The organism is Pseudomonas tritici (genome assembly GCF_014268275.3).
In the GTDB taxonomy this organism is placed as follows: Bacteria; Pseudomonadota; Gammaproteobacteria; order Pseudomonadales; family Pseudomonadaceae; genus Aquipseudomonas; species Aquipseudomonas tritici.
Genome location: NZ_CP077084.1, coordinates 3,037,845 through 3,056,261 on the forward strand (window position 1 = coordinate 3,037,845; position 18,417 = coordinate 3,056,261).

Annotated in this window: 12 protein-coding genes; 5 read left to right on the top strand and 7 right to left on the bottom strand. The window is 60.9% G+C overall.

Annotation, left to right across the window (positions count from 1 at the left end):
* Nucleotides 1-6: 6 nt before the first annotated feature.
* From HU722_RS13555 to HU722_RS13585, 7 genes are all read right to left on the bottom strand, one after another.
* Complete coding sequence (locus tag HU722_RS13555) at nucleotides 7-1,488, bottom strand: mannitol dehydrogenase family protein (RefSeq protein WP_186755314.1); 1,482 nt, start codon at nucleotides 1,486-1,488, stop codon at nucleotides 7-9.
* Nucleotides 1,489-1,506: 18 nt separating this feature from the next.
* On the bottom strand, nucleotides 1,507-2,610 hold the full coding sequence (locus HU722_RS13560; RefSeq protein WP_065876331.1) for an ABC transporter ATP-binding protein: 1,104 nt from the start codon (nucleotides 2,608-2,610) through the stop codon (nucleotides 1,507-1,509).
* 38 nt (nucleotides 2,611-2,648) lie between these two features.
* On the bottom strand, nucleotides 2,649-3,479 hold the full coding sequence (locus HU722_RS13565; protein WP_064053806.1) for a carbohydrate ABC transporter permease: 831 nt from the start codon (nucleotides 3,477-3,479) through the stop codon (nucleotides 2,649-2,651).
* 10 nt (nucleotides 3,480-3,489) lie between these two features.
* Nucleotides 3,490-4,383 carry a carbohydrate ABC transporter permease gene (locus tag HU722_RS13570; RefSeq protein WP_049708596.1) on the bottom strand — a complete coding sequence of 298 codons (894 nt, stop codon included), beginning with the start codon at nucleotides 4,381-4,383 and terminating at the stop codon, nucleotides 3,490-3,492.
* A gap of 181 nt (nucleotides 4,384-4,564) precedes the next feature.
* A complete protein-coding gene (locus tag HU722_RS13575; RefSeq protein ID WP_371905507.1) occupies nucleotides 4,565-5,836 on the bottom strand; it encodes an ABC transporter substrate-binding protein in 1,272 nt (423 codons plus the stop codon).
* Nucleotides 5,837-6,054: 218 nt separating this feature from the next.
* Nucleotides 6,055-6,960, bottom strand: a complete 906-nt coding sequence (locus tag HU722_RS13580; RefSeq protein ID WP_065876328.1) for an AraC family transcriptional regulator — start codon at nucleotides 6,958-6,960, stop codon at nucleotides 6,055-6,057.
* Nucleotides 6,961-7,032: 72 nt separating this feature from the next.
* On the bottom strand, nucleotides 7,033-8,322 hold the full coding sequence (locus HU722_RS13585) for a glycosyltransferase (protein WP_065889737.1): 1,290 nt from the start codon (nucleotides 8,320-8,322) through the stop codon (nucleotides 7,033-7,035).
* 158 nt (nucleotides 8,323-8,480) lie between these two features.
* Here HU722_RS13585 and tpx point away from each other — a divergent pair, with 158 nt between their 5' ends.
* The 5 genes from tpx to HU722_RS13610 all read left to right on the top strand — a co-directional run bounded on the left by tpx (nucleotide 8,481) and on the right by HU722_RS13610 (nucleotide 18,179).
* Nucleotides 8,481-8,981: a thiol peroxidase gene (gene tpx, locus HU722_RS13590; protein ID WP_065876326.1), complete on the top strand. Its 501-nt coding sequence runs from the start codon at nucleotides 8,481-8,483 to the stop codon at nucleotides 8,979-8,981.
* A gap of 231 nt (nucleotides 8,982-9,212) precedes the next feature.
* On the top strand, nucleotides 9,213-10,511 hold the full coding sequence (locus HU722_RS13595; RefSeq protein ID WP_065881531.1) for an MdtA/MuxA family multidrug efflux RND transporter periplasmic adaptor subunit: 1,299 nt from the start codon (nucleotides 9,213-9,215) through the stop codon (nucleotides 10,509-10,511).
* Nucleotides 10,508-13,609 (top strand): MdtB/MuxB family multidrug efflux RND transporter permease subunit, encoded by a 3,102-nt coding sequence (locus HU722_RS13600; RefSeq protein WP_186755313.1) that lies wholly within the window; start codon nucleotides 10,508-10,510, stop codon nucleotides 13,607-13,609. Before HU722_RS13595 ends, HU722_RS13600 begins: the two co-directional genes overlap by 4 nt.
* Nucleotides 13,606-16,713, top strand: coding sequence for an efflux RND transporter permease subunit (locus HU722_RS13605; protein WP_065876323.1), 3,108 nt, complete (start codon nucleotides 13,606-13,608; stop codon nucleotides 16,711-16,713). Before HU722_RS13600 ends, HU722_RS13605 begins: the two co-directional genes overlap by 4 nt.
* Nucleotides 16,710-18,179: an efflux transporter outer membrane subunit gene (locus HU722_RS13610; RefSeq protein ID WP_065909151.1), complete on the top strand. Its 1,470-nt coding sequence runs from the start codon at nucleotides 16,710-16,712 to the stop codon at nucleotides 18,177-18,179. The genes HU722_RS13605 and HU722_RS13610 overlap by 4 nt, the downstream gene beginning before the upstream one ends.
* The last annotated feature ends 238 nt before the right edge of the window (nucleotides 18,180-18,417 follow it).

The window sequence follows — 18,417 nt, forward strand, 5'->3', positions numbered from 1 at the left end:
ACCTGTTTAATTCGGTTTCTTCATTAGGTGCTGCAGGGTTGCGGTGACGCCGTTGTCACGCAAGCTGACAAAGCACCGCTCGAAAGCTGCCACAAACTCAGGCGAGTTGGGAATAGCCGTACCAAAAATCTCTTCCACCCCCAACAGGCGTTGGCTGACCAGCGCGTCATCACTCACCAGCCCCTGGCAAAATTCCGCACGCGGATCCGGGATTTTGTAGTTCACCCCATTCTCATCCACGCCCTTCAAATACAAGGCCCAGGCCGCCACCACCAACGCCGCACGCTCGGTCTCGCGCCCATCCGCAATCAATCGGTTAATGGTCGGCACGGTGAACTTGGGAAACTTCGACGAGCCGTCCGAGCACACGCGCTCCAACTGATCGGCAATCGCCTGATTGGAGAAACGATCCACCAGGGTCTGCTTATAGTCCGTCAGATCAATACCCGGCACAGGCGCCAGGTTCGGCGTGACATCAAGGTCCATATAGGCACGCATATAGGCGACAAACACCGGATCGTTCATGGTCTCGTGCACAAACCGATAGCCCTTGAGAAAGCCCAGGTAGGTCAGCGCCAGGTGGCTGCCATTGAGCAGGCCGATCTTCATTTCTTCATACGGCGTGACGTCATCGGTGAACTGCACGCCGACCTTTTCCCAGGCCGGGCGACCATTCACGAACTTGTCTTCCAGCACCCATTGCACAAAAGGTTCGCACACCACCGGCCAGGCATCGTCGATGCCGTGGTCATCATGCAGTTGCAGGCGGTGGGCAGTGCTGGTCATCGGCGTGATGCGGTCGACCATGGCATTCGGAAAGCTCACATTCACCTTGATCCAGTCATGCAACTCGGCATTGTGCAGGGCGGCGAAGGCCAGCAACGCCTTGCGCGTAACGGCGCCGTTGTGCGGCAGGTTATCGCAGGACATTACGGTAAACGCCGGGATGCCGGCGGCGCGGCGTTTGGTCAGGGCGGCGCAGATAAAGCCAAATACGGTTTTCGGTGACGTGGGGTGCGCCAGGTCGTGCTGGATCTGCGGCAAGTGGGCCATGAACTCGCCATTGCTGTCGTCGATGCAGTAGCCGCCTTCGGTGATGGTCAGCGAGACGATGCGAATCTGCGGGCTGGCCAGTTTGTCGATCAGCGCCTGGGCGCCGTCTTCAGCCAGCAGCATGTCGCTGATCGAGCCGATGACACGCACTTCGGTGTCGTCGGTATCGCCCAGTTCGTACAGGGTGAACAGGTAGTCCTGGCCAGCCAGGTCGTCACGGGCCTTGCGGTCCTCACTACGCAGGCCGACGCCGCAGATGCTCCAGTCCAGGCCTTCGCCCGTGTTCATCAGCGCATCGGTGTAATACGCCTGATGCGCGCGGTGGAAACCGCCGACGCCGATGTGCGCAATGCCTTGGCGGGTGCCGGCGATGGCGTAGGCGGGCAGCTTCACTTCCGGCGCCAGTTGGGTGAGGTTCTGTTTATTCAGCTTCATGACGGAATACTCGCGAAATCAGGCGGCAGCGCGCAGTGGGCGGGCCACGGCAACACCGTCGGTGTCGAACAGATGGCAGTGCGCCGGGTCCAGGTGCAGGTGCAGCGTCTCGCCGTACTGGCTGGCCATATCGCCACGAATCCGCAGGGTCAGCGGCTCGCCGTTGGCGGTGATGACGTGACAGAAGGTGTCGCTGCCCAGGCGTTCGCCGACATCGGCGGTGACGGTCAAGGTGGTTTGCCCCGGCGCGGCAATTTCCAGGTGCTCAGGACGGATGCCCAGGGTCACCGCACTGCCGACGCTCAAGCTGGGACCGCTCAACGGCAGGCTGATGGTTGTGCCGGCGTCCAGCTGCACGTCGCAGCCCTGGCCCTCGACACGGGTGACCTTGCCCTTGAGGAAGCCCATTTTCGGCGTGCCGAGGAAGCCCGCCACAAACAGGTTGGCCGGCTGGTGGTACAGCTCCAGTGGCGAACCGACTTGCTCGATGCGGCCGCTGTTGAGTACCACGACCTTGTCGGCCAGGGTCATGGCTTCAACCTGATCGTGGGTCACGTAGATCATGGTCGCCTGCAGCTCTTTATGCAGGCGCGCCAGCTCCAGGCGCATCTGCACACGCAGGGCGGCGTCAAGGTTGGACAGCGGTTCGTCGAACAGGAAGATCTTCGGGTTACGCACAATCGCGCGGCCGATCGCCACACGCTGGCGCTGCCCACCGGACAGCTGCTTGGGCTTACGCTCCAGCAACGGGCCCAGCTCGAGGATGCGCGCCGCTTCGCTGACCTTGCTGTCCACCAGCTTCTTGTCGACACCGGCCAGGTCGAGCGCAAACGACATGTTCTTGCGCACGCTCATGTGCGGGTACAGCGCGTAGGTCTGGAACACCATCGCCAGGTCACGCTTGGCCGGGGTCACTTCGGTGATGTCGCGACCATCCAGCTCGATGGTGCCTTCGCTGACTTCTTCAAGGCCGGCGATCAGGCGCAGCAGCGTGGATTTACCGCAGCCCGAGGGGCCGACGAATACTACGAATTCCTTGTCGTTCACTTCCAGGTCGATGCCCTTGATGATGGAAAAGCCTTCGAAGCCTTTTTGCAGATTCTTGATTTTCAGGTTGGCCATGGGATGGGCCTCCGCTTTGAATTTTTATTAAGCAGCCGTTACTTCACGGCGCCGAAGGACAACCCGCGCACCAGCTGTTTCTGGCTGATCCAGCCAAAAATCAGGATCGGTGCGCAGGCCAGGGTCGAGACGGCGGACAATTTGGCCCAGAACAACCCTTCGGGGCTGGAGTAGGAGGCGATCAATGCGGTCAACGGCGCAGCGGTGGATGAGGTCAAGTTCAGCGACCAGAACGCCTCGTTCCAGCACAGGATCAGCGACAGCAACACGGTGGACGCCAGGCCGCCCTTGGCGATCGGCAGCAGCACGCGGACCATTTCCTGCCACAGCGTGGCGCCATCCAGGCGGGCGGCTTCGAGGATGTCCTTGGGGATGTCCTTGAAGTAGGTGTAAACCATCCACACCACAATCGGCAGGTTGATCAGGGTGTAGATGATGATCAGCGCAATGCGCGTGTCCAGCAGGCCAAAGCTCTTGGCCAGCAGGTAGATCGGCATCAGCACGCCCACTGGCGGCAGCATCTTGGTGGAGAGCATCCACAGCAGCGTGCCCTTGGTGCGCTTGGTCTCATAGAACGCCATGGAGTAGGCGGCCGGCACCGAGATCAGCAGGCACAGGGCGGTGGCGCTGAAGGAAATCAGCACCGAGTTCCACGCATAACTGAAGTAATTGCTGCGCTCGTTGATGTGCAGGTAGTTCTCCAGCGTTGGCGTGAAGATGAACTGCGGCGGCGTGGCGAACGCGTCGATTTCGGTCTTGAAGCTGGTCAGCACCATCCAGAAGATCGGGAAGAAGATCAGGATCGCGATGGCCCAGGCCAACGTGCCGAGCAACAGGCTTTGCAGGCGGCGGGATTGTTGAAGCGTCATGGCGCGGCCCTCAAGGCTTGTCAGTCAGGTTTTTGCCGATCATCCGCACCAGGATGATCGCCGCGATATTGGCGATGACCACGGCAATCAAGCCGCCGGCCGAAGCCATGCCCACGTCGAATTGCACCAGCGCCTGGTTGTAGATCAGGTAGGCGAGGTTGGTCGAGGCGTAGCCGGGGCCACCGTTGGTGGTGGTGAAGATTTCGGCGAATACCGAGAGCAGAAAGATCGTTTCGATCATCACCACCACGGCAATCGGGCGCGCCAGGTGGGGCAGGGTCAGGTGCCAGAAGATCGCGATAGCACCGGCACCGTCGAGGCGCGCGGCTTCCTTTTGTTCCTGGTCCAGGGACTGCATGGCGGTCATCAGCAGCAGGATCGCGAAGGGCAGCCATTGCCACGACACTATGATGATGATCGACAGCAACGGGTAGTGCGCCAGCCAGTCCACCGGCTCGGCGCCGAAGAACTTCCACACGGCGGCGAGAATCCCCGACACCGGGTGGAAAATCAGGTTCTTCCAGATCAGCGCACCGACGGTGGGCATGATGAAGAACGGCGAAATCAACAACACCCGCACCAGGCCGCGACCGAAGAACTCACTGGCCTCCAGCAGGGCACTGATCAACACGCCGAACACCACGCTGATCAGCAGCACGCTGCCCACCAGCAACAAGGTATTGGTGGCACCGGGCAGGAAGCCCGAATCGGTGATGAAGTAGGTGAAGTTCTCCAGCCCCACGAACTGGTTTTCGCCGGGGTAGAGCAGGTTGTAGCGGATCAGCGAAAAGTACAGGGTCATGCCCAGGGGCACGATCATCCACAGCAGCAACAAGGCCACCGAGGGGCTGACGAGGAACCAGCCGGGGTTGGCCAGGCGGTTTTTGGGTGTGGTTGTATTCATGGTGATCAAAGCCAGTCGATTACATGCAGAACCAGAGTCGGAGCGCGATCAAATGTGGGAGCTGGCTTGCCTGCGATGGCGGTGTGTCAGGTAACAGAATCATCAACTGACAGGCCGCCATCGCGGGCAAGCCCGGCTCCCACATAAAGCGGGTTCCCACAGTTAGAGGGGGGAGTCGGGCCTATTTGGGATAACCCGCCCGCTTCATTTCCCGCTCAGTGGTGGTCTGCGCAGCAGTCAATGCAGCATCCACCGTCTGCTGACCGGTCAACGCGCCCGAGAAGAATTTACCGACCTGGGTCCCAATTGCCTGGAACTCAGGAATGGTTACCAACTGGATACCGATATACGGCACTGGCTTGAGCGTCGGTTTGGTCGGGTCCGCGACCTTCAGCGATTCCAGGGTCACCTTGGCAAACGGAGCGGCCTTCATGTACTCGTCGCTGTAGGTCGACTTGCGCGTGCCTGGCGGTACGTTGGCAACGCCATCGGTCTTGGCGACCAATGCGCCATATTCCTTGGAGGTGGCCCAACTGGTGAACACCTTGGCGGCGTCCTTGGCCTTGGAACTGGTAGGGATTGCCAGGCTCCAGGAGTACAGCCACGAGGTGCCCTTGTCGGTTTTCTCGTGGGGGGCAAAGGTGAAGCCGACGTGGTCAGCCACTTTGCTTTGGGTCTTGTCGGTCACGAACGAACCGGCGACGCTGGCGTCGACCCAAATCGCGCACTTGCCGCTGTTGAACAGCGCCAGGTTTTCGTTGAAGCCGTTGCTGGAGGCGCCCGGCGGGCCGGATTTCTTCATGTTGTCGACGTAGAAGTTCAGCGCCTCCTTCCATTCAGGGCCGTTGAATTCCGGCTGCCACTTCTCATCGAACCAGCGCGCACCGTAGCCGTTGGCCAGGGTGGTGATCAGCGCCATGTTCTCACCCCAACCGGCTTTGCCGCGCAGGCACAGGCCGTATTGCTCTTTGCTCTTGTCGGTGAGTTTGCTGGCGAATTCGCCGATCTGCGTCCAGGTCGGATGCTCGGGCATGGTCAGCCCGGCGTTCTTGAACAGGTCGGTGCGGTAGTAGGTGATCGAACTTTCGGCGTAGAACGGCAGGGCATACAGCGAGCCTTTGACAGACAGGCCGTCACGCACCGAAGGGAATACGTCATCGAGATCGTAGGACGCCGGCAAGTCCTTCATCGGCTCCAGCCAACCCTTGGCACCCCAGAGTGCAGCTTCGTACATGCCGATGGTCAACACATCGAACTGCCCGCCCTGGGTGGCGATGTCGGTGGTCAGGCGTTGGCGCAGCACGTTTTCTTCGAGCACCACCCAATTCAGCTTGATCTCCGGATGCTCGGCCTCGAAGGTTTTCGAGAGCTTTTGCATGCGGATCATGTCGCTGTTGTTGACGGTGGCAATGGTCAGGGTTTGCGCGCCAAGGCTGACGGCGCTGAGGGTCATACAAGAAAAGGCAATTAGAGCTTTTGCTGTGAACTTCATCGCGCACTCCATTTCCGCGCCCAGGGGGCTACAGAAGGACAGTTATTGTTGTTGTGTCTTCCCACAAGGAGTCAGGAAGAGTGTGCGTTGATTACAGCCTTCTAATGGCGCTGTGACAAATCCTTGGGAGCACTGGGACTGATACTTTTTTGCACTCGATAACCCAGCAGCTGAAGCCATTAAGCCAGGTTCTGCTCGGTCAAGCGCTGCACTGCCAGGCGTCGGTAGTGGGAAGGGGTCATGCCTTTTAGCTGTTGAAAACGCCGGTTGAAGTTGGAGATGTTGTTGAAACCCGATTCAAAGCACACGTCGGTCACGGCTTTATCACCATCGGCCAACAGCTCGCACGACTTGCTGATGCGCAGCCGATTGACGAATTCGATAAACGTGCGCCCGGTGGCCTGTTTAAACACCCGTGAGAAATAGGTGGGCTTCATCCCCAAGTATTCCGCAACCTCTTCAAGGGACAGCTCACGCGCGTAGTGGGCAAAGATGTAGTCCACCGCGCGGTTGGTACGGTCGATACTGTGCTCGTCGGCCAACTGCGGTGTCGTCACCCCTGAAAGCAACTGGTAGTCCTCACACGCGCTGAGTACTTCCAGCAGGATAAAGAAATGTCCCAGCCGCGCCATGCCCTGTGCGTCCTCAATGCGCTGCATCAAGGTCATCGCTTGGGCAATCGTGCGCTTGCAGCGAAACTCGATGCCGTACTGCGCCCGTTCCAGCAGCGGCGCCAGGGTCTTGAGTTCGGCGAAGATATGGCTGCCGCCTTCAAACAGCTCATCGGTGAAATTCACCAACATGTCGCGCTTGGGCACTACCTCGTCTTCCTCGACCTGGCTGATCCAGTTGTGGGGCAGGTTGGGGCCGGTGAGGAACAGGCTTTCCGGGTAGAAGTTGCCGATATAGTCGCCGATAAACACCTTGCCCGAGCTGGCGACGATCAGGTGCAGCTCGTATTCCTTGTGAAAGTGCCAGCGCACCAGCGGGCAGGGGAAACCGTGCTGGCGATAGATGATGGACAGACCGTTGTGATCGTCCATCAGCTCGTAGGAAGGGTCGGTGATTCGTGTTGCTCGGGTCATACTGCCGTCGCTTTATTGTGGTTGCTGCGTAGGATAATGCCCCCTCGCGCGCAACCTCGCCAGCGTCGCCGTTTAGACGCTGCGGTTTTTTGCCTCGATCCACTGGGACATGTATTGCGTACTTTTATGGGCGTGGTGGCGCAGCATGCTGCCGGTGAAGTTATCGCGGCGATGGGCGGCGAGATGGCTGCGGCACTGTTGCAGACATGCCACCAGCGCGGGGCCATGAATGTTCTGGTCATAGCGGCGCGCTAACAGCTGGCGACCGTTTTCCTGGGCCTGGGTCCAGCGTTCGCGGTCCTGGTAGAGCGCCACGGCGGCGGCGGCGAGTGCAGGTGCGCTGTGTTCGATCAGCCCCGGCCACGGCTGCTCATCACCCATGGCCTCGGCGCCGATGGGCGTGGTGATATTCGGTGTGCCGCAGAGCATCGCATCCGCGAGTTTGCCCTTGATGCCGGCGCCGAAGCGCAGTGGCGCCAGGCAGATACGCGCGGCCGTCATCACCTGCAAGGCATCTTCGGCCCAGTTCATCACATGAAATCCCTGCGCCGGGTTATGCAGCGCAGTGGCCTTGGGCGGCGTGTAGGCGCCATAGATATGCAACTGGGCGTCCGGCAATTGCTGGCGAATCAGCGGCCACAGGCTGTTTTTCATCCATAACACCGCGTCCCAGTTGGGCGCGTGGCGGAAGTTGCCGATGCTGAGGAAGTGCGCCCGGTCTTCAAATGGCGCGAAGGGCTCGGCGGGTGGTTCCAGCATCAGCGGGCACCAGTGGAGCAGGGCAGCCGGCACTTTGAACTGCTCGGTCAGCAGGCGGATTTCCACGTCAGAGATCATCAGGCTGATATCGCAACGGTAGATCGCCGCGATTTCGCGCTTGGCCAGGTCAGTGTCGGCCATCAGCTGGAACTCTTCGTGCAACGCCGGGGAAAACAGCGCGCTGAAGTCGTCGCTGTCGGGGTCGGCCTTGAGGTGGTCCTTGAGGCGCTGATGCCGTGCGTCACGCAGGCTTTGCAGGTCAGAGGTTTCCAGTACGCGCAGGGCATCGGGGCAACATTTCTCGACGCGCCAACCGAACTGTTCTTCCATCATGAAGCGGTCGAACAGCACGATATCCGGAGCGAGTTCGCAGATAAAATCGTCGAAACTGCTGTTATTCAACTCGATAGCGCATTCGGCTATGCCCAGGGCGGGCAGATCGGCCTTGTGCTCGCCGATGGTTGCGGGGCTGCTGAAGGTAATGTTCCAACCTTGCGCCAGAAAACTCTCAAGAATCTGCATCATATGCCCGCCTGCGGCCGAGGAACGTGGTTCCGGCCAGACATAACCAATGACCAGGACTTTGGTGGCGGGCTGATTCATCGACAACGGTTTCCTTGAAGGGCAGGTGAAAAGCGCGCAATTAAACCACAACCGGTGGCATGACAATTTGTGTCTGGCGGTAGGTCGTCATCGTAGTTTGTGGTTAACTTCGGCCTCTTGAATTCGTTTAACCAAAACCCAGCATAAGGATTCCGTTCATGGCTCAAGTCACTCTCAAAGGCAACCCGGTCCAGGTTGAAGGCGAACTGCCGAAAGTCGGCGCCAAAGCCGCAGACTTCACCCTGACCGCCGGCGATCTGTCCAACGCCACCCTGGCCACCTTTGCGGGCAAGCGTAAGGTGCTGAACATCTTCCCAAGTGTCGACACCCCAACCTGCGCGACTTCGGTGCGCAAGTTCAACGCCCAGGCCAACGATGTGGAAAACACCGTGGTGCTGTGCATCTCCACCGACCTGCCGTTCGCCCAAGCGCGTTTCTGCGGCTCCGAAGGCCTGGAAAACGTGAAGAACCTGTCTGATTTCCGCGATTCGGATTTCGCGGTTGATTACGGTGTGGCGATTGCCGACGGCCCGCTCAAAGGCCTGACCGCTCGTGCCGTCGTAGTGCTGGACGAAAACGACAACGTGCTGCACAGCGAGTTGGTCAAGGAAATCGCTGAAGAGCCAAACTACGAAGCAGCCCTGGCTGTTTTGAAGTAACTGTTTCGGTACGTTACTGTCGTTTGGCAGTAACACGTATGATGCATGCTTGCGGCCTGGCCTAGTCCAGGCCGTTTTTATTTGTCGCTCAGGTGCTTAGCGAAATAGCGAACGGACTAAGCGCAGATGTTTAAAGTTGTAAGCCCAAGGTAAATAGCCGGTAAAGGCGCTTTTCTTAACGCGCTCCAGTGCTTATCTTTCAGCCTCCCAAAGAAGAAGCTCTCGCGCCCAATGGTTGATCACTCCATGCAATCCTCCCCCCGCAACTCCCGCCGCTGGTTGTTCGGCCTGCTCGTGCTGCTGGTTATCGCCGGCCTGTGCTGGAAATTCTGGCCCAGCGGTGCCGCCCATAAAGACGCGCCGGCCGGCCATGCGAGCAAGACCGGCATGGCGCGCCCTGGGTTTGGCGGTTCCACTGGCCCGGTGCCGGTACGCGTGGCGCCTGCGGTGCTTGGCGAGTTCCCGGTGTACTACAAGGCCTTGGGCACGGTTACCGCACTGAACACGATCAATGTGCGCAGCCGGGTGGGTGGCGAGTTGGTGAAGATCGCCTTTGAAGAAGGGCAGATGGTCAAGGCCGGCGACCTGCTGGCCGAGATCGACCCGCGCAGCTACCAGAACGCCTTGCTCCAGGCCCAGGGCACGCTGATGCAGAACCAGGCCCAACTGAAAAACGCCCAGGTCGACGTGCAGCGTTATCGCGACCTGTTCGCCCAGGACAGTATTGCCAAGCAGACCCTGGACACCGCCGAAGCGCTGGTTTTGCAATACCAGGGCACGGTCAAGACCAACCAGGGCGCGGTGGATGACGCCAAGCTCAACCTCGAATTCACCAAGATCCGCGCACCGATCAGTGGCCGCGTGGGCCTGCGCCAGGTGGACGTGGGCAACCTGGTGGCGGCCAACGACACCACCTTCCTGGCCGTGATCACCCAGACCCAACCGATCAGCGTCGCCTTCACCCTGCCGGAAAATACCCTGGAAACCGTGCTTGCTCGCTACCACGCCGGCAACAAACTTCCTGTGGAAGCCTGGGACCGTGGCGATGTGAAAGTACAGGCCACCGGCGTGCTGCAGAGCCTGGACAACCAGATCGACGTCACCACCGGCACCCTGAAATTCAAGGCGCGCTTCGATAACAAGGACCAGGCGCTGTTCCCCAATCAGTTCGTCAATGTGCACCTGTTGGCTGACACCCTGCATAACGTAGTGCTGGCGCCGTCGGCGGCGATCCAGTTCGGCAACACCGGCACCTTCGTCTACGTGCTCGACGGCGACAAGAAGGTCAAGGTGCAGCCGCTGGTAGTCGGCGATACCGATGGCGATAACACCGTGATCAAGCAAGGTCTCAAGGCCGGCGACCGCGTGGTGCTGGAAGGCACTGACCGTTTGAAGGACGGCAGCGAAGTCGAAGTGGTGAATGAGAGCAGCGAAGTGCCGACCACGCCGACCGAACACCTGCAAGGCAAGCCCGCCGCGAAAGGGGAGACCGGCGCTGCCGCCGGCAAGGCGCAAAAGGTCGGTTCATGAACCTGTCGCGACTGTTTATCCTTCGCCCGGTCGCCACCACGCTGAGCATGCTGGCCATTGTGTTGGCCGGCATCATTTCGTACCGCTTGTTGCCGGTTTCGGCGTTGCCCCAAGTGGACTACCCGACCATTCGGGTGATGACCTTGTACCCCGGCGCCAGCCCGGATGTGATGACCAGTGCGGTCACCGCGCCGCTGGAACGCCAGTTCGGGCAAATGCCCGGCCTCACGCAAATGGCGTCCACCAGTTCCGGCGGCGCGTCGGTGCTGACCCTGCGTTTCAACCTCGACATCAATATGGATGTCGCCGAGCAACAGGTGCAGGCCGCGATCAACGCCGCAACCAACCTGTTGCCCAAGGATTTGCCGGCGCCGCCGGTGTACAACAAGGTCAACCCGGCGGACACCCCGGTGCTGACCCTGGCCATTACCTCAAAAACCATGTTGCTGCCCAAGCTCAATGACCTGGTCGACACGCGCATGGCGCAGAAAATCGCGCAGATCAGCGGCGTCGGCATGGTCAGCATCGCCGGTGGCCAGCGCCAGGCCGTGCGCATCAAGGTCAACCCCGAGGCCCTGGCGGCCAACGGCTTGAACCTGTCGGACGTGCGCACCTTGATCGCCGCTTCCAACGTCAACCAGCCCAAGGGTAACTTCGACGGCCCCACCCGCGTGTCGATGCTTGATGCCAACGACCAGTTGGTCTCGCCCGCGCAGTACGCCGAGTTGATCCTGGCCTACAACAATGGCGCGCCGTTGCGTCTAAAAGACGTGGCACAGATCGTCGACGGCGCCGAAAACGAGCGCCTCGCGGCTTGGGCCAATGAAAACCAGGCCGTGCTGCTGAATATCCAGCGCCAGCCGGGGGCCAACGTGATCGAGGTGGTGGACCGCATCAAGGCGCTGCTGCCAAGCATCACCGACAACCTGCCGGCCGGCCTCGACGTGACGGTGCTCACTGACCGCACCCAAACCATCCGGGCGTCGGTGAAAGACGTGCAGCACGAATTGCTCATCGCCATCGCCCTGGTGGTGATGGTGACGTTCCTGTTCCTGCGCAGGGTCAGCGCCACGCTCATTCCGTCCATCGCCGTGCCGCTGTCGCTGGTGGGCACCTTTGGCGTGATGTACCTGGCGGGTTTCTCCATCAACAACCTCACGCTGATGGCCTTGACCATCGCCACCGGTTTCGTGGTGGACGATGCCATCGTGATGCTGGAGAACATCTCGCGCTATATAGAGGAGGGCGAAACGCCCTTGGCCGCGGCGCTAAAGGGCGCCAAGCAAATCGGTTTTACCCTGATTTCCCTGACCCTGTCGCTGATCGCGGTATTGATTCCGCTGCTGTTCATGGCCGACGTCGTCGGGCGCCTGTTCCGTGAGTTCGCCATCACCCTGGCAGTGGCTATCCTGATTTCCCTGGTGGTGTCCCTGACCCTCACGCCGATGATGTGCGCGCGGCTGCTCAAGCGTGAACCCAAGGAAGAGGAGCAAAGCCGATTCTACAAAGCCAGTGGTGCGTGGATCGATTGGTTGATCGCGCGTTATGGAAGCATGTTGCAGTGGGTGCTCCGGCACCAACCGCTGACCCTGCTGGTCGCCATCGCGACCCTGGGCCTGACCGTGGTGCTGTACCTGGTGGTGCCCAAAGGCTTCTTCCCGGTGCAGGATACGGGCGTGATCCAGGGTATTTCCGAAGCGCCGCAGTCGATTTCCTTCGCCGCCATGAGCCAGCGCCAGCAGGACCTGGCGAAGATCATCCTGGCCGATCCAGCGGTGGAAAGCCTGTCGTCCTACATTGGTGTGGACGGTGACAACGCTACCCTCAACAGTGGGCGCTTGTTGATCAACCTCAAGGCTCACGGCCTGCGCGACTTGAGCGCAGCCCAAGTGATCACCCGCTTGCAGCCGCAAATCGACAAGCTGGTGGGCATCCGCCTGTTCATGCAGCCGGTGCAGGACTTGACCATCGAAGACCGTGTCAGCCGCACCCAGTACCAGTTCAGCATGTCTTCGCCGGATTCCGAGTTGCTGGCGTTGTGGAGCGAAAAACTGGTCCACGCGTTGAGCCAGATGCCCGAACTCACCGACGTTGCCAGCGACCTGCAGGACAAGGGCCTGCAGGTGTACCTGGTGATCGACCGCGATGCGGCGTCACGCCTGGGTGTCAGCGTGTCGACCATCACCGACGCGCTTTACGATGCCTTCGGCCAACGGCAGATTTCTACCATCTACACCCAGGCCAGCCAGTACCGCGTGGTATTGCAGGCCCAGTCCGGCGAAACCCTGGGCCCGGATGCGCTGAACCAGATCCATGTGAAAACCACCGATGGCGGCCAGGTGCGCTTGTCCAGCCTGGCCCATGTGGAACAGCGCCAGGCGCAACTGGCGATTGCGCACATCGGCCAGTTCCCGGCGGTGATGATGTCGTTCAACCTGGCGCCTGGTGTCGCGTTGGGCGAAGGCGTGGAGCTGATCAACCAGACCCAGAAAGACATCGGCATGCCGGTGGGCGTGCAGACCCAGTTCCAGGGCGCGGCCCAGGCGTTCGAAGCCTCGCTGTCGAGCACCTTGCTGCTGATCCTGGCGGCCGTGGTCACCATGTACATCGTGCTGGGTGTGCTCTACGAGAGTTATATCCACCCGATCACCATCCTCTCGACCTTGCCGTCGGCGGCCGTGGGCGCGTTGCTGGCGTTGCTGCTCAGTGGCAATGACCTGGGCATGATTGCGATCATCGGCATCATTTTGCTGATCGGTATCGTCAAGAAGAACGCGATCATGATGATCGACTTCGCCCTCGATGCTGAACGCAACCAGGGGCTCGACCCGCAGACCGCGATCTACCAGGCGGCGCTGCTGCGCTTCCGGCCGATCCTGATGACCACCTTGGCCGCATTGTTTGGTGCAGTACCGTTGATGCTCGCCACCGGTTCCGGCGCTGAACTGCGTCAACCTCTGGGCCTGGTGATGGTCGGCGGTTTGTTGGTGAGCCAGGTGCTGACCCTGTTCACCACGCCGGTGATTTACCTGTACTTCGATCGCCTGGGCCGTCGCTGGCGCAAAGAGCCGCAAAGCCTGGAGCCGGTTGAGTCATGAACCTGTCCGGACCTTTCATTCGCCGGCCGGTAGCGACCATGCTGCTGAGCCTGGCGATCATGTTGCTGGGCGGTGTCAGCTTCAATCTGCTGCCGGTGTCGCCGCTGCCGCAGATTGATTTTCCGGTGATCGTGGTGTCGGCCAGCTTGCCTGGCGCAAGCCCCGAGGTGATGGCGTCTACCGTGGCCACGCCGCTGGAGCGCTCGTTTGGCGCGATTGCCGGCATTACCACCATGAGTAGCTCGTCGAGCCAGGGCTCTACCCGGGTGATCCTCGCGTTTGACTCCGACCGGGATATCAACGGCGCGGCGCGGGAAGTGCAGGCGGCAATCAATGCCTCGCGCAACCTGCTGCCCAGCGGCATGCGCAGCATGCCCACCTACAAAAAGATCAACCCGTCCCAGGCGCCGATCATGGTGCTGTCGCTGACCTCGGACGTGCTGCAGAAAGGCCAGTTGTACGACCTGGCCTCGACCATTCTTTCGCAAAGCCTGTCCCAGGTGCCGGGCGTAGGCGAAGTGCAGATCGGCGGCAGCTCCCTGCCGGCGGTGCGCATCGAGCTGGAGCCCAAGGCCCTCGACCAGTACGGCGTGGCCCTCGACGATGTGCGCAACACCATCGCCAACGCCAACCAGCGCCGGCCCAAAGGCTCCCTGGAAGACAGCCAGCGCAACTGGCAGATCCAGGCCAACGACCAACTGGAAAAAGCCAAGGACTACGAGCCGCTGCTGATCCGCTACCAGAACGGCGCCGCCTTGCGCTTGAGTGATGTGGCGAAGATCAGCGACGGCGTTGAAGACCGCTACAACAGCGGCTTCTTCAACAACGAACCGGCGGTGCTGCTGGTGATCAACCGCCAGTCCGGTGCCAATATCATTGAGACGGTCAGGCAGATCAAGGCGCAGTTGCCGGCGTTGCAAGCGGTGCTGCCGTCCAGCGTCAAGCTGAGCCTGGCGATGGACCGCTCGCCGGTGATCACGGCGACCTTGCACGAAGCCGAGATGACCCTGCTGATCGCCGTGGGCCTGGTGATTCTGGTGGTGTACCTGTTCCTCGGTAACTTCCGCGCCTCGCTGATCCCGACCCTGGCAGTGCCGGTGTCGCTGGTGGGCACCTTCGCGGTGATGTACCTGTACGGTTTTTCGTTGAACAATTTTTCCTTGATGGCGTTGATCCTGGCCACCGGCCTGGTGGTGGACGATGCCATTGTGGTGCTGGAGAACATTTCCCGGCATATCGACGAAGGCGTGCCGCCGATGAAGGCGGCGTACCTGGGAGCCGAGGAAGTCGGGTTTACCTTGCTGTCGATGAACGTGTCGCTGGTGGCGGTGTTCCTGTCCATTCTGTTTATGGGCGGGATTGTCACCAACCTGTTCCGCGAGTTTTCTATCACCTTGTCGGCGGCGATCATTGTGTCGCTGATTGTCTCGCTGACCCTGACGCCCATGCTGTGCGCGCGCTGGCTCAAGCCCCACGTCAAAGGCCAGATGACCGGCTTGCAGCGTTGGAGCCAGAAGGTCAACGACCGCATGGTTGCCGGCTACGCGACCAGCCTGGATTGGGTGCTGCGCCATCGTCGCCTGACCCTGCTTAGCCTGTTGCTGACCATTGGTTTGAACGTGGCGTTGTACGTGGTGGTACCGAAAACCTTCATGCCGCAGCAGGACACCGGCCAATTGATCGGTTTTGTGCGGGGCGATGACGGCCTGTCGTTCAGCGTGATGCAACCGAAGATGGAAACCTTCCGCAAAGCCGTGCTCAAGGACCCGGCGGTGCTCAGCGTGGCCGGCTTTATCGGCGGCAACAATGGCACCAACAACGCGGTGATGCTGGTACGCCTCAAACCTATCAGCGAGCGCAAGATTTCCGCCCAGGCGGTGATCGAGCGGCTGCGCAAGGACGTGCCGCTGGTGCCGGGCGGGCGGCTGTTCCTGATGGCCGACCAGGACCTGCAGTTCGGTGGCAGCCGCGACCAGACCAGTGCGCAGTATTCCTACATCCTGCAAAGTGGCGACCTGGCGGCACTGCGCCTGTGGTATCCGAAGGTCGTCGCGGCCTTGCGCGAGCTGCCGGAACTCACCGCCATCGACGCCCGCGAAGGCCGGGGTGCGGCGCAGGTCACGCTGATTGTCGACCGCGACCAGGCCAAACGCTTGGGTATCGACATGAATATGGTCACGGCGGTGCTCAACAACGCCTACAGCCAGCGGCAGATTTCCACCATCTACGACAGCCTCAACCAGTACCAGGTGGTGATGGAGGTCAATCCCAAATACGCGCAGGACCCGATCACCCTTAACCAGATGCAGGTGATCACCGCTGACGGCGCGCGGGTACCGTTATCGACCATTGCCCATTACGAGAACAGTTTGGCGGACGACCGCGTCAGCCACGAAGGCCAGTTCGCTTCGGAAAACATTGCCTTCGACATGGCGCCAGGTGTGACAGTGGAGCAGGGCACGGCCGCTATCGAGCGGGCGATTGCCAAGGTCGGCTTGCCAGAAGATGTGATCGCCAAGATGGCCGGCACCGCCGATGCCTTCGCGGCCACACAGAAGGGCCAGCCGTTCATGATCCTCGGCGCGCTGGTGGCGGTGTACCTAGTGCTGGGCATTCTGTATGAAAGCTACATCCACCCATTGACGATCCTCTCGACCCTGCCGTCGGCCGGTGTTGGCGCGATGCTCGCCATTTACCTGACGGGGGGCGAGTTCAGCCTGATCTCCTTGCTGGGCCTGTTCCTGCTGATTGGTGTGGTGAAGAAGAACGCGATCTTGATGATCGACCTGGCCCTGCAGCTGGAGCGTAACGACCGCATGGGGCCGATGGAGTCGATTCGCAGCGCCTGCCTGATGCGTTTGCGGCCGATCCTGATGACCACCCTGGCGGCCATCCTCGGTGCGTTGCCTTTGCTGTTGGGCAGTGGTGATGGCGCGGAAATGCGTCGCCCCCTGGGCCTGACCATCATCGGCGGCCTGGTGTTCAGCCAGGTCCTGACCCTTTACACCACCCCGGTGGTTTACCTCTATCTCGACCGCGCGCGCCATCGCTTCAACAAATGGCGCGGTGTGCGTACCGATGCTGCCCTGGACACTGCGCTATGACCGATTCAACCTTTGCCCAATTGGCCATGTTCCGTGGTTGCCGCGTGGCGAGCCTGGTGCTGTGTGGCGTGTTGCTCAGCGCCTGCGCTATTGGCCCCGACTACAAGCGCCCGGAAGTCGTCGAGCCCGCCCAATTCAAAGAAGCCCAAGGCTGGCGCCAGGCAACCCCGAGCGACGCCTTGGCCCGTGGCGCCTGGTGGGAGCTGTACGGCGACCGCCAGCTCAATGACCTGGTGCTGCGCCTCAACAATTCCAACCAAACCGTCGCCCAGGCCGAAGCGCGCTTTCGCCAGGCCCAGGCGCTGGTGCGCAGTTCCCGTGGTGCGTTTTACCCCAGCGTTGACCTCAGCGTCGGTAAAACCCGCGCCAGCCAAGGCACCGGCAGCAGCAGCGCCAGCCTGAGCAGTTCCAGCAGTGGTATCCGTGACACCCTGAATGCACAGTTAGGCGTGAGCTGGGAGGCGGATATCTGGGGCAAATTGCGCCGTGGCCTGGAAGCCAACGAGGCCAGCGCCGAAGCCAGCTCGGCGGACCTGGCGGCGATGCGCCTGAGCCAACAGTCGGAACTGGTGCAAAGCTACCTGCAACTGCGCGTCATGGATGAACAGACGCGTTTGCTGCAAGCCACGCTGGAGGCCTATCAGCGCTCCCTGCAAATGACCCAGAACCAATACCGCGCCGGTGTCTCCGGCAAGGACGCGGTGGCCCAGGCGCAAACCCAGCTCAAGACCACCCAGGCCAGCCTGATCGACCTGATCTGGCAACGTGCCCAATTGGAAAACGCAATTGCCGTGCTGATCGGCGAGGCGCCGGCCAACTTCAACCTGGCGGTGAGCAAAGACATCCCGGCACTGCCGCAGATTCCGCTGAGCCTGCCGTCGCAATTGCTTGAGCGTCGCCCGGATATCGCCTCGGCCGAACGCTCGGTGATCGCCGCCAACGCCAATATCGGCGTGGCCGAGGCCGCTTACTATCCGGACCTGAGCCTGAGCCTGGCCGGCGGCTATTCCAGCAGTACCTATTCCGACTGGATCAGCCTGCCGAACCGCTTCTGGTCGGTAGGCCCCAAGCTCGCCATGACCCTGTTCGACGGCGGCCAGCGTTCGGCGGAAGTCGACCGCACCGTGGCCAGCTATGACGAGACCGTCGCCAAGTACCGCCAGACCGTGCTGGATGGTTTCCGCGAAGTGGAAAACTACATGGTGCAGCTCAAGGTGCTGGAAGACGAGGCGGTGGTCAGCAATGAAGCGCTTGAGGCCGCGCGTGAATCGCTACGGCTGACCCAGAACCAGTACAAGGCCGGGCTGATTGCCTACCTCGACGTGGTCACCGTGCAAGCGACGGCCCTGAGCAACGAACGCACCGTGTTGACCTTGTTGCAGACGCGTCTGGTGGCCAGTGTGCAACTGATCGCCGCATTGGGCGGTGGCTGGGATGGGAAGACACCCATTGCCGAGAAAGACTGATCAACACCTGTGGGAGTTGGCTCGTCTGCAATGACCCTAGGTATCTACACATTTTCAATGTGATAGTGCGTAGCAGCTGTCGAGCCCCGGCGAGGCTGCGTTGGCGACCTGCCTGACACACCGCTGACGCAGCCTCGCCGGGGCTCGACAGCTGCTACGCAGAGGGTTCGCTGTAAATGTGTAAATACTTATGCTGCGATGACATCAACTCGGTCTGCCTGATGCACCGAGGCGCCTG

Coding starts and splice junctions, on each gene's coding strand:
- HU722_RS13580 (WP_065876328.1), bottom strand. CDS start 6,960: ATGACCCGAGCAACACGAATCACCGACCCTTCCTACGAGCTGATGGAC.
- HU722_RS13565 (WP_064053806.1), bottom strand. CDS start 3,479: ATGACGCTTCAACAATCCCGCCGCCTGCAAAGCCTGTTGCTCGGCACG.
- HU722_RS13575 (WP_371905507.1), bottom strand. CDS start 5,836: ATGACCCTCAGCGCCGTCAGCCTTGGCGCGCAAACCCTGACCATTGCC.
- HU722_RS13610 (WP_065909151.1), top strand. CDS start 16,710: ATGACCGATTCAACCTTTGCCCAATTGGCCATGTTCCGTGGTTGCCGC.
- HU722_RS13600 (WP_186755313.1), top strand. CDS start 10,508: ATGAACCTGTCGCGACTGTTTATCCTTCGCCCGGTCGCCACCACGCTG.
- HU722_RS13560 (WP_065876331.1), bottom strand. CDS start 2,610: ATGGCCAACCTGAAAATCAAGAATCTGCAAAAAGGCTTCGAAGGCTTT.
- HU722_RS13555 (WP_186755314.1), bottom strand. CDS start 1,488: ATGAAGCTGAATAAACAGAACCTCACCCAACTGGCGCCGGAAGTGAAG.
- HU722_RS13570 (WP_049708596.1), bottom strand. CDS start 4,383: ATGAATACAACCACACCCAAAAACCGCCTGGCCAACCCCGGCTGGTTC.
- HU722_RS13595 (WP_065881531.1), top strand. CDS start 9,213: ATGGTTGATCACTCCATGCAATCCTCCCCCCGCAACTCCCGCCGCTGG.
- tpx (WP_065876326.1), top strand. CDS start 8,481: ATGGCTCAAGTCACTCTCAAAGGCAACCCGGTCCAGGTTGAAGGCGAA.
- HU722_RS13605 (WP_065876323.1), top strand. CDS start 13,606: ATGAACCTGTCCGGACCTTTCATTCGCCGGCCGGTAGCGACCATGCTG.
- HU722_RS13585 (WP_065889737.1), bottom strand. CDS start 8,322: ATGAATCAGCCCGCCACCAAAGTCCTGGTCATTGGTTATGTCTGGCCG.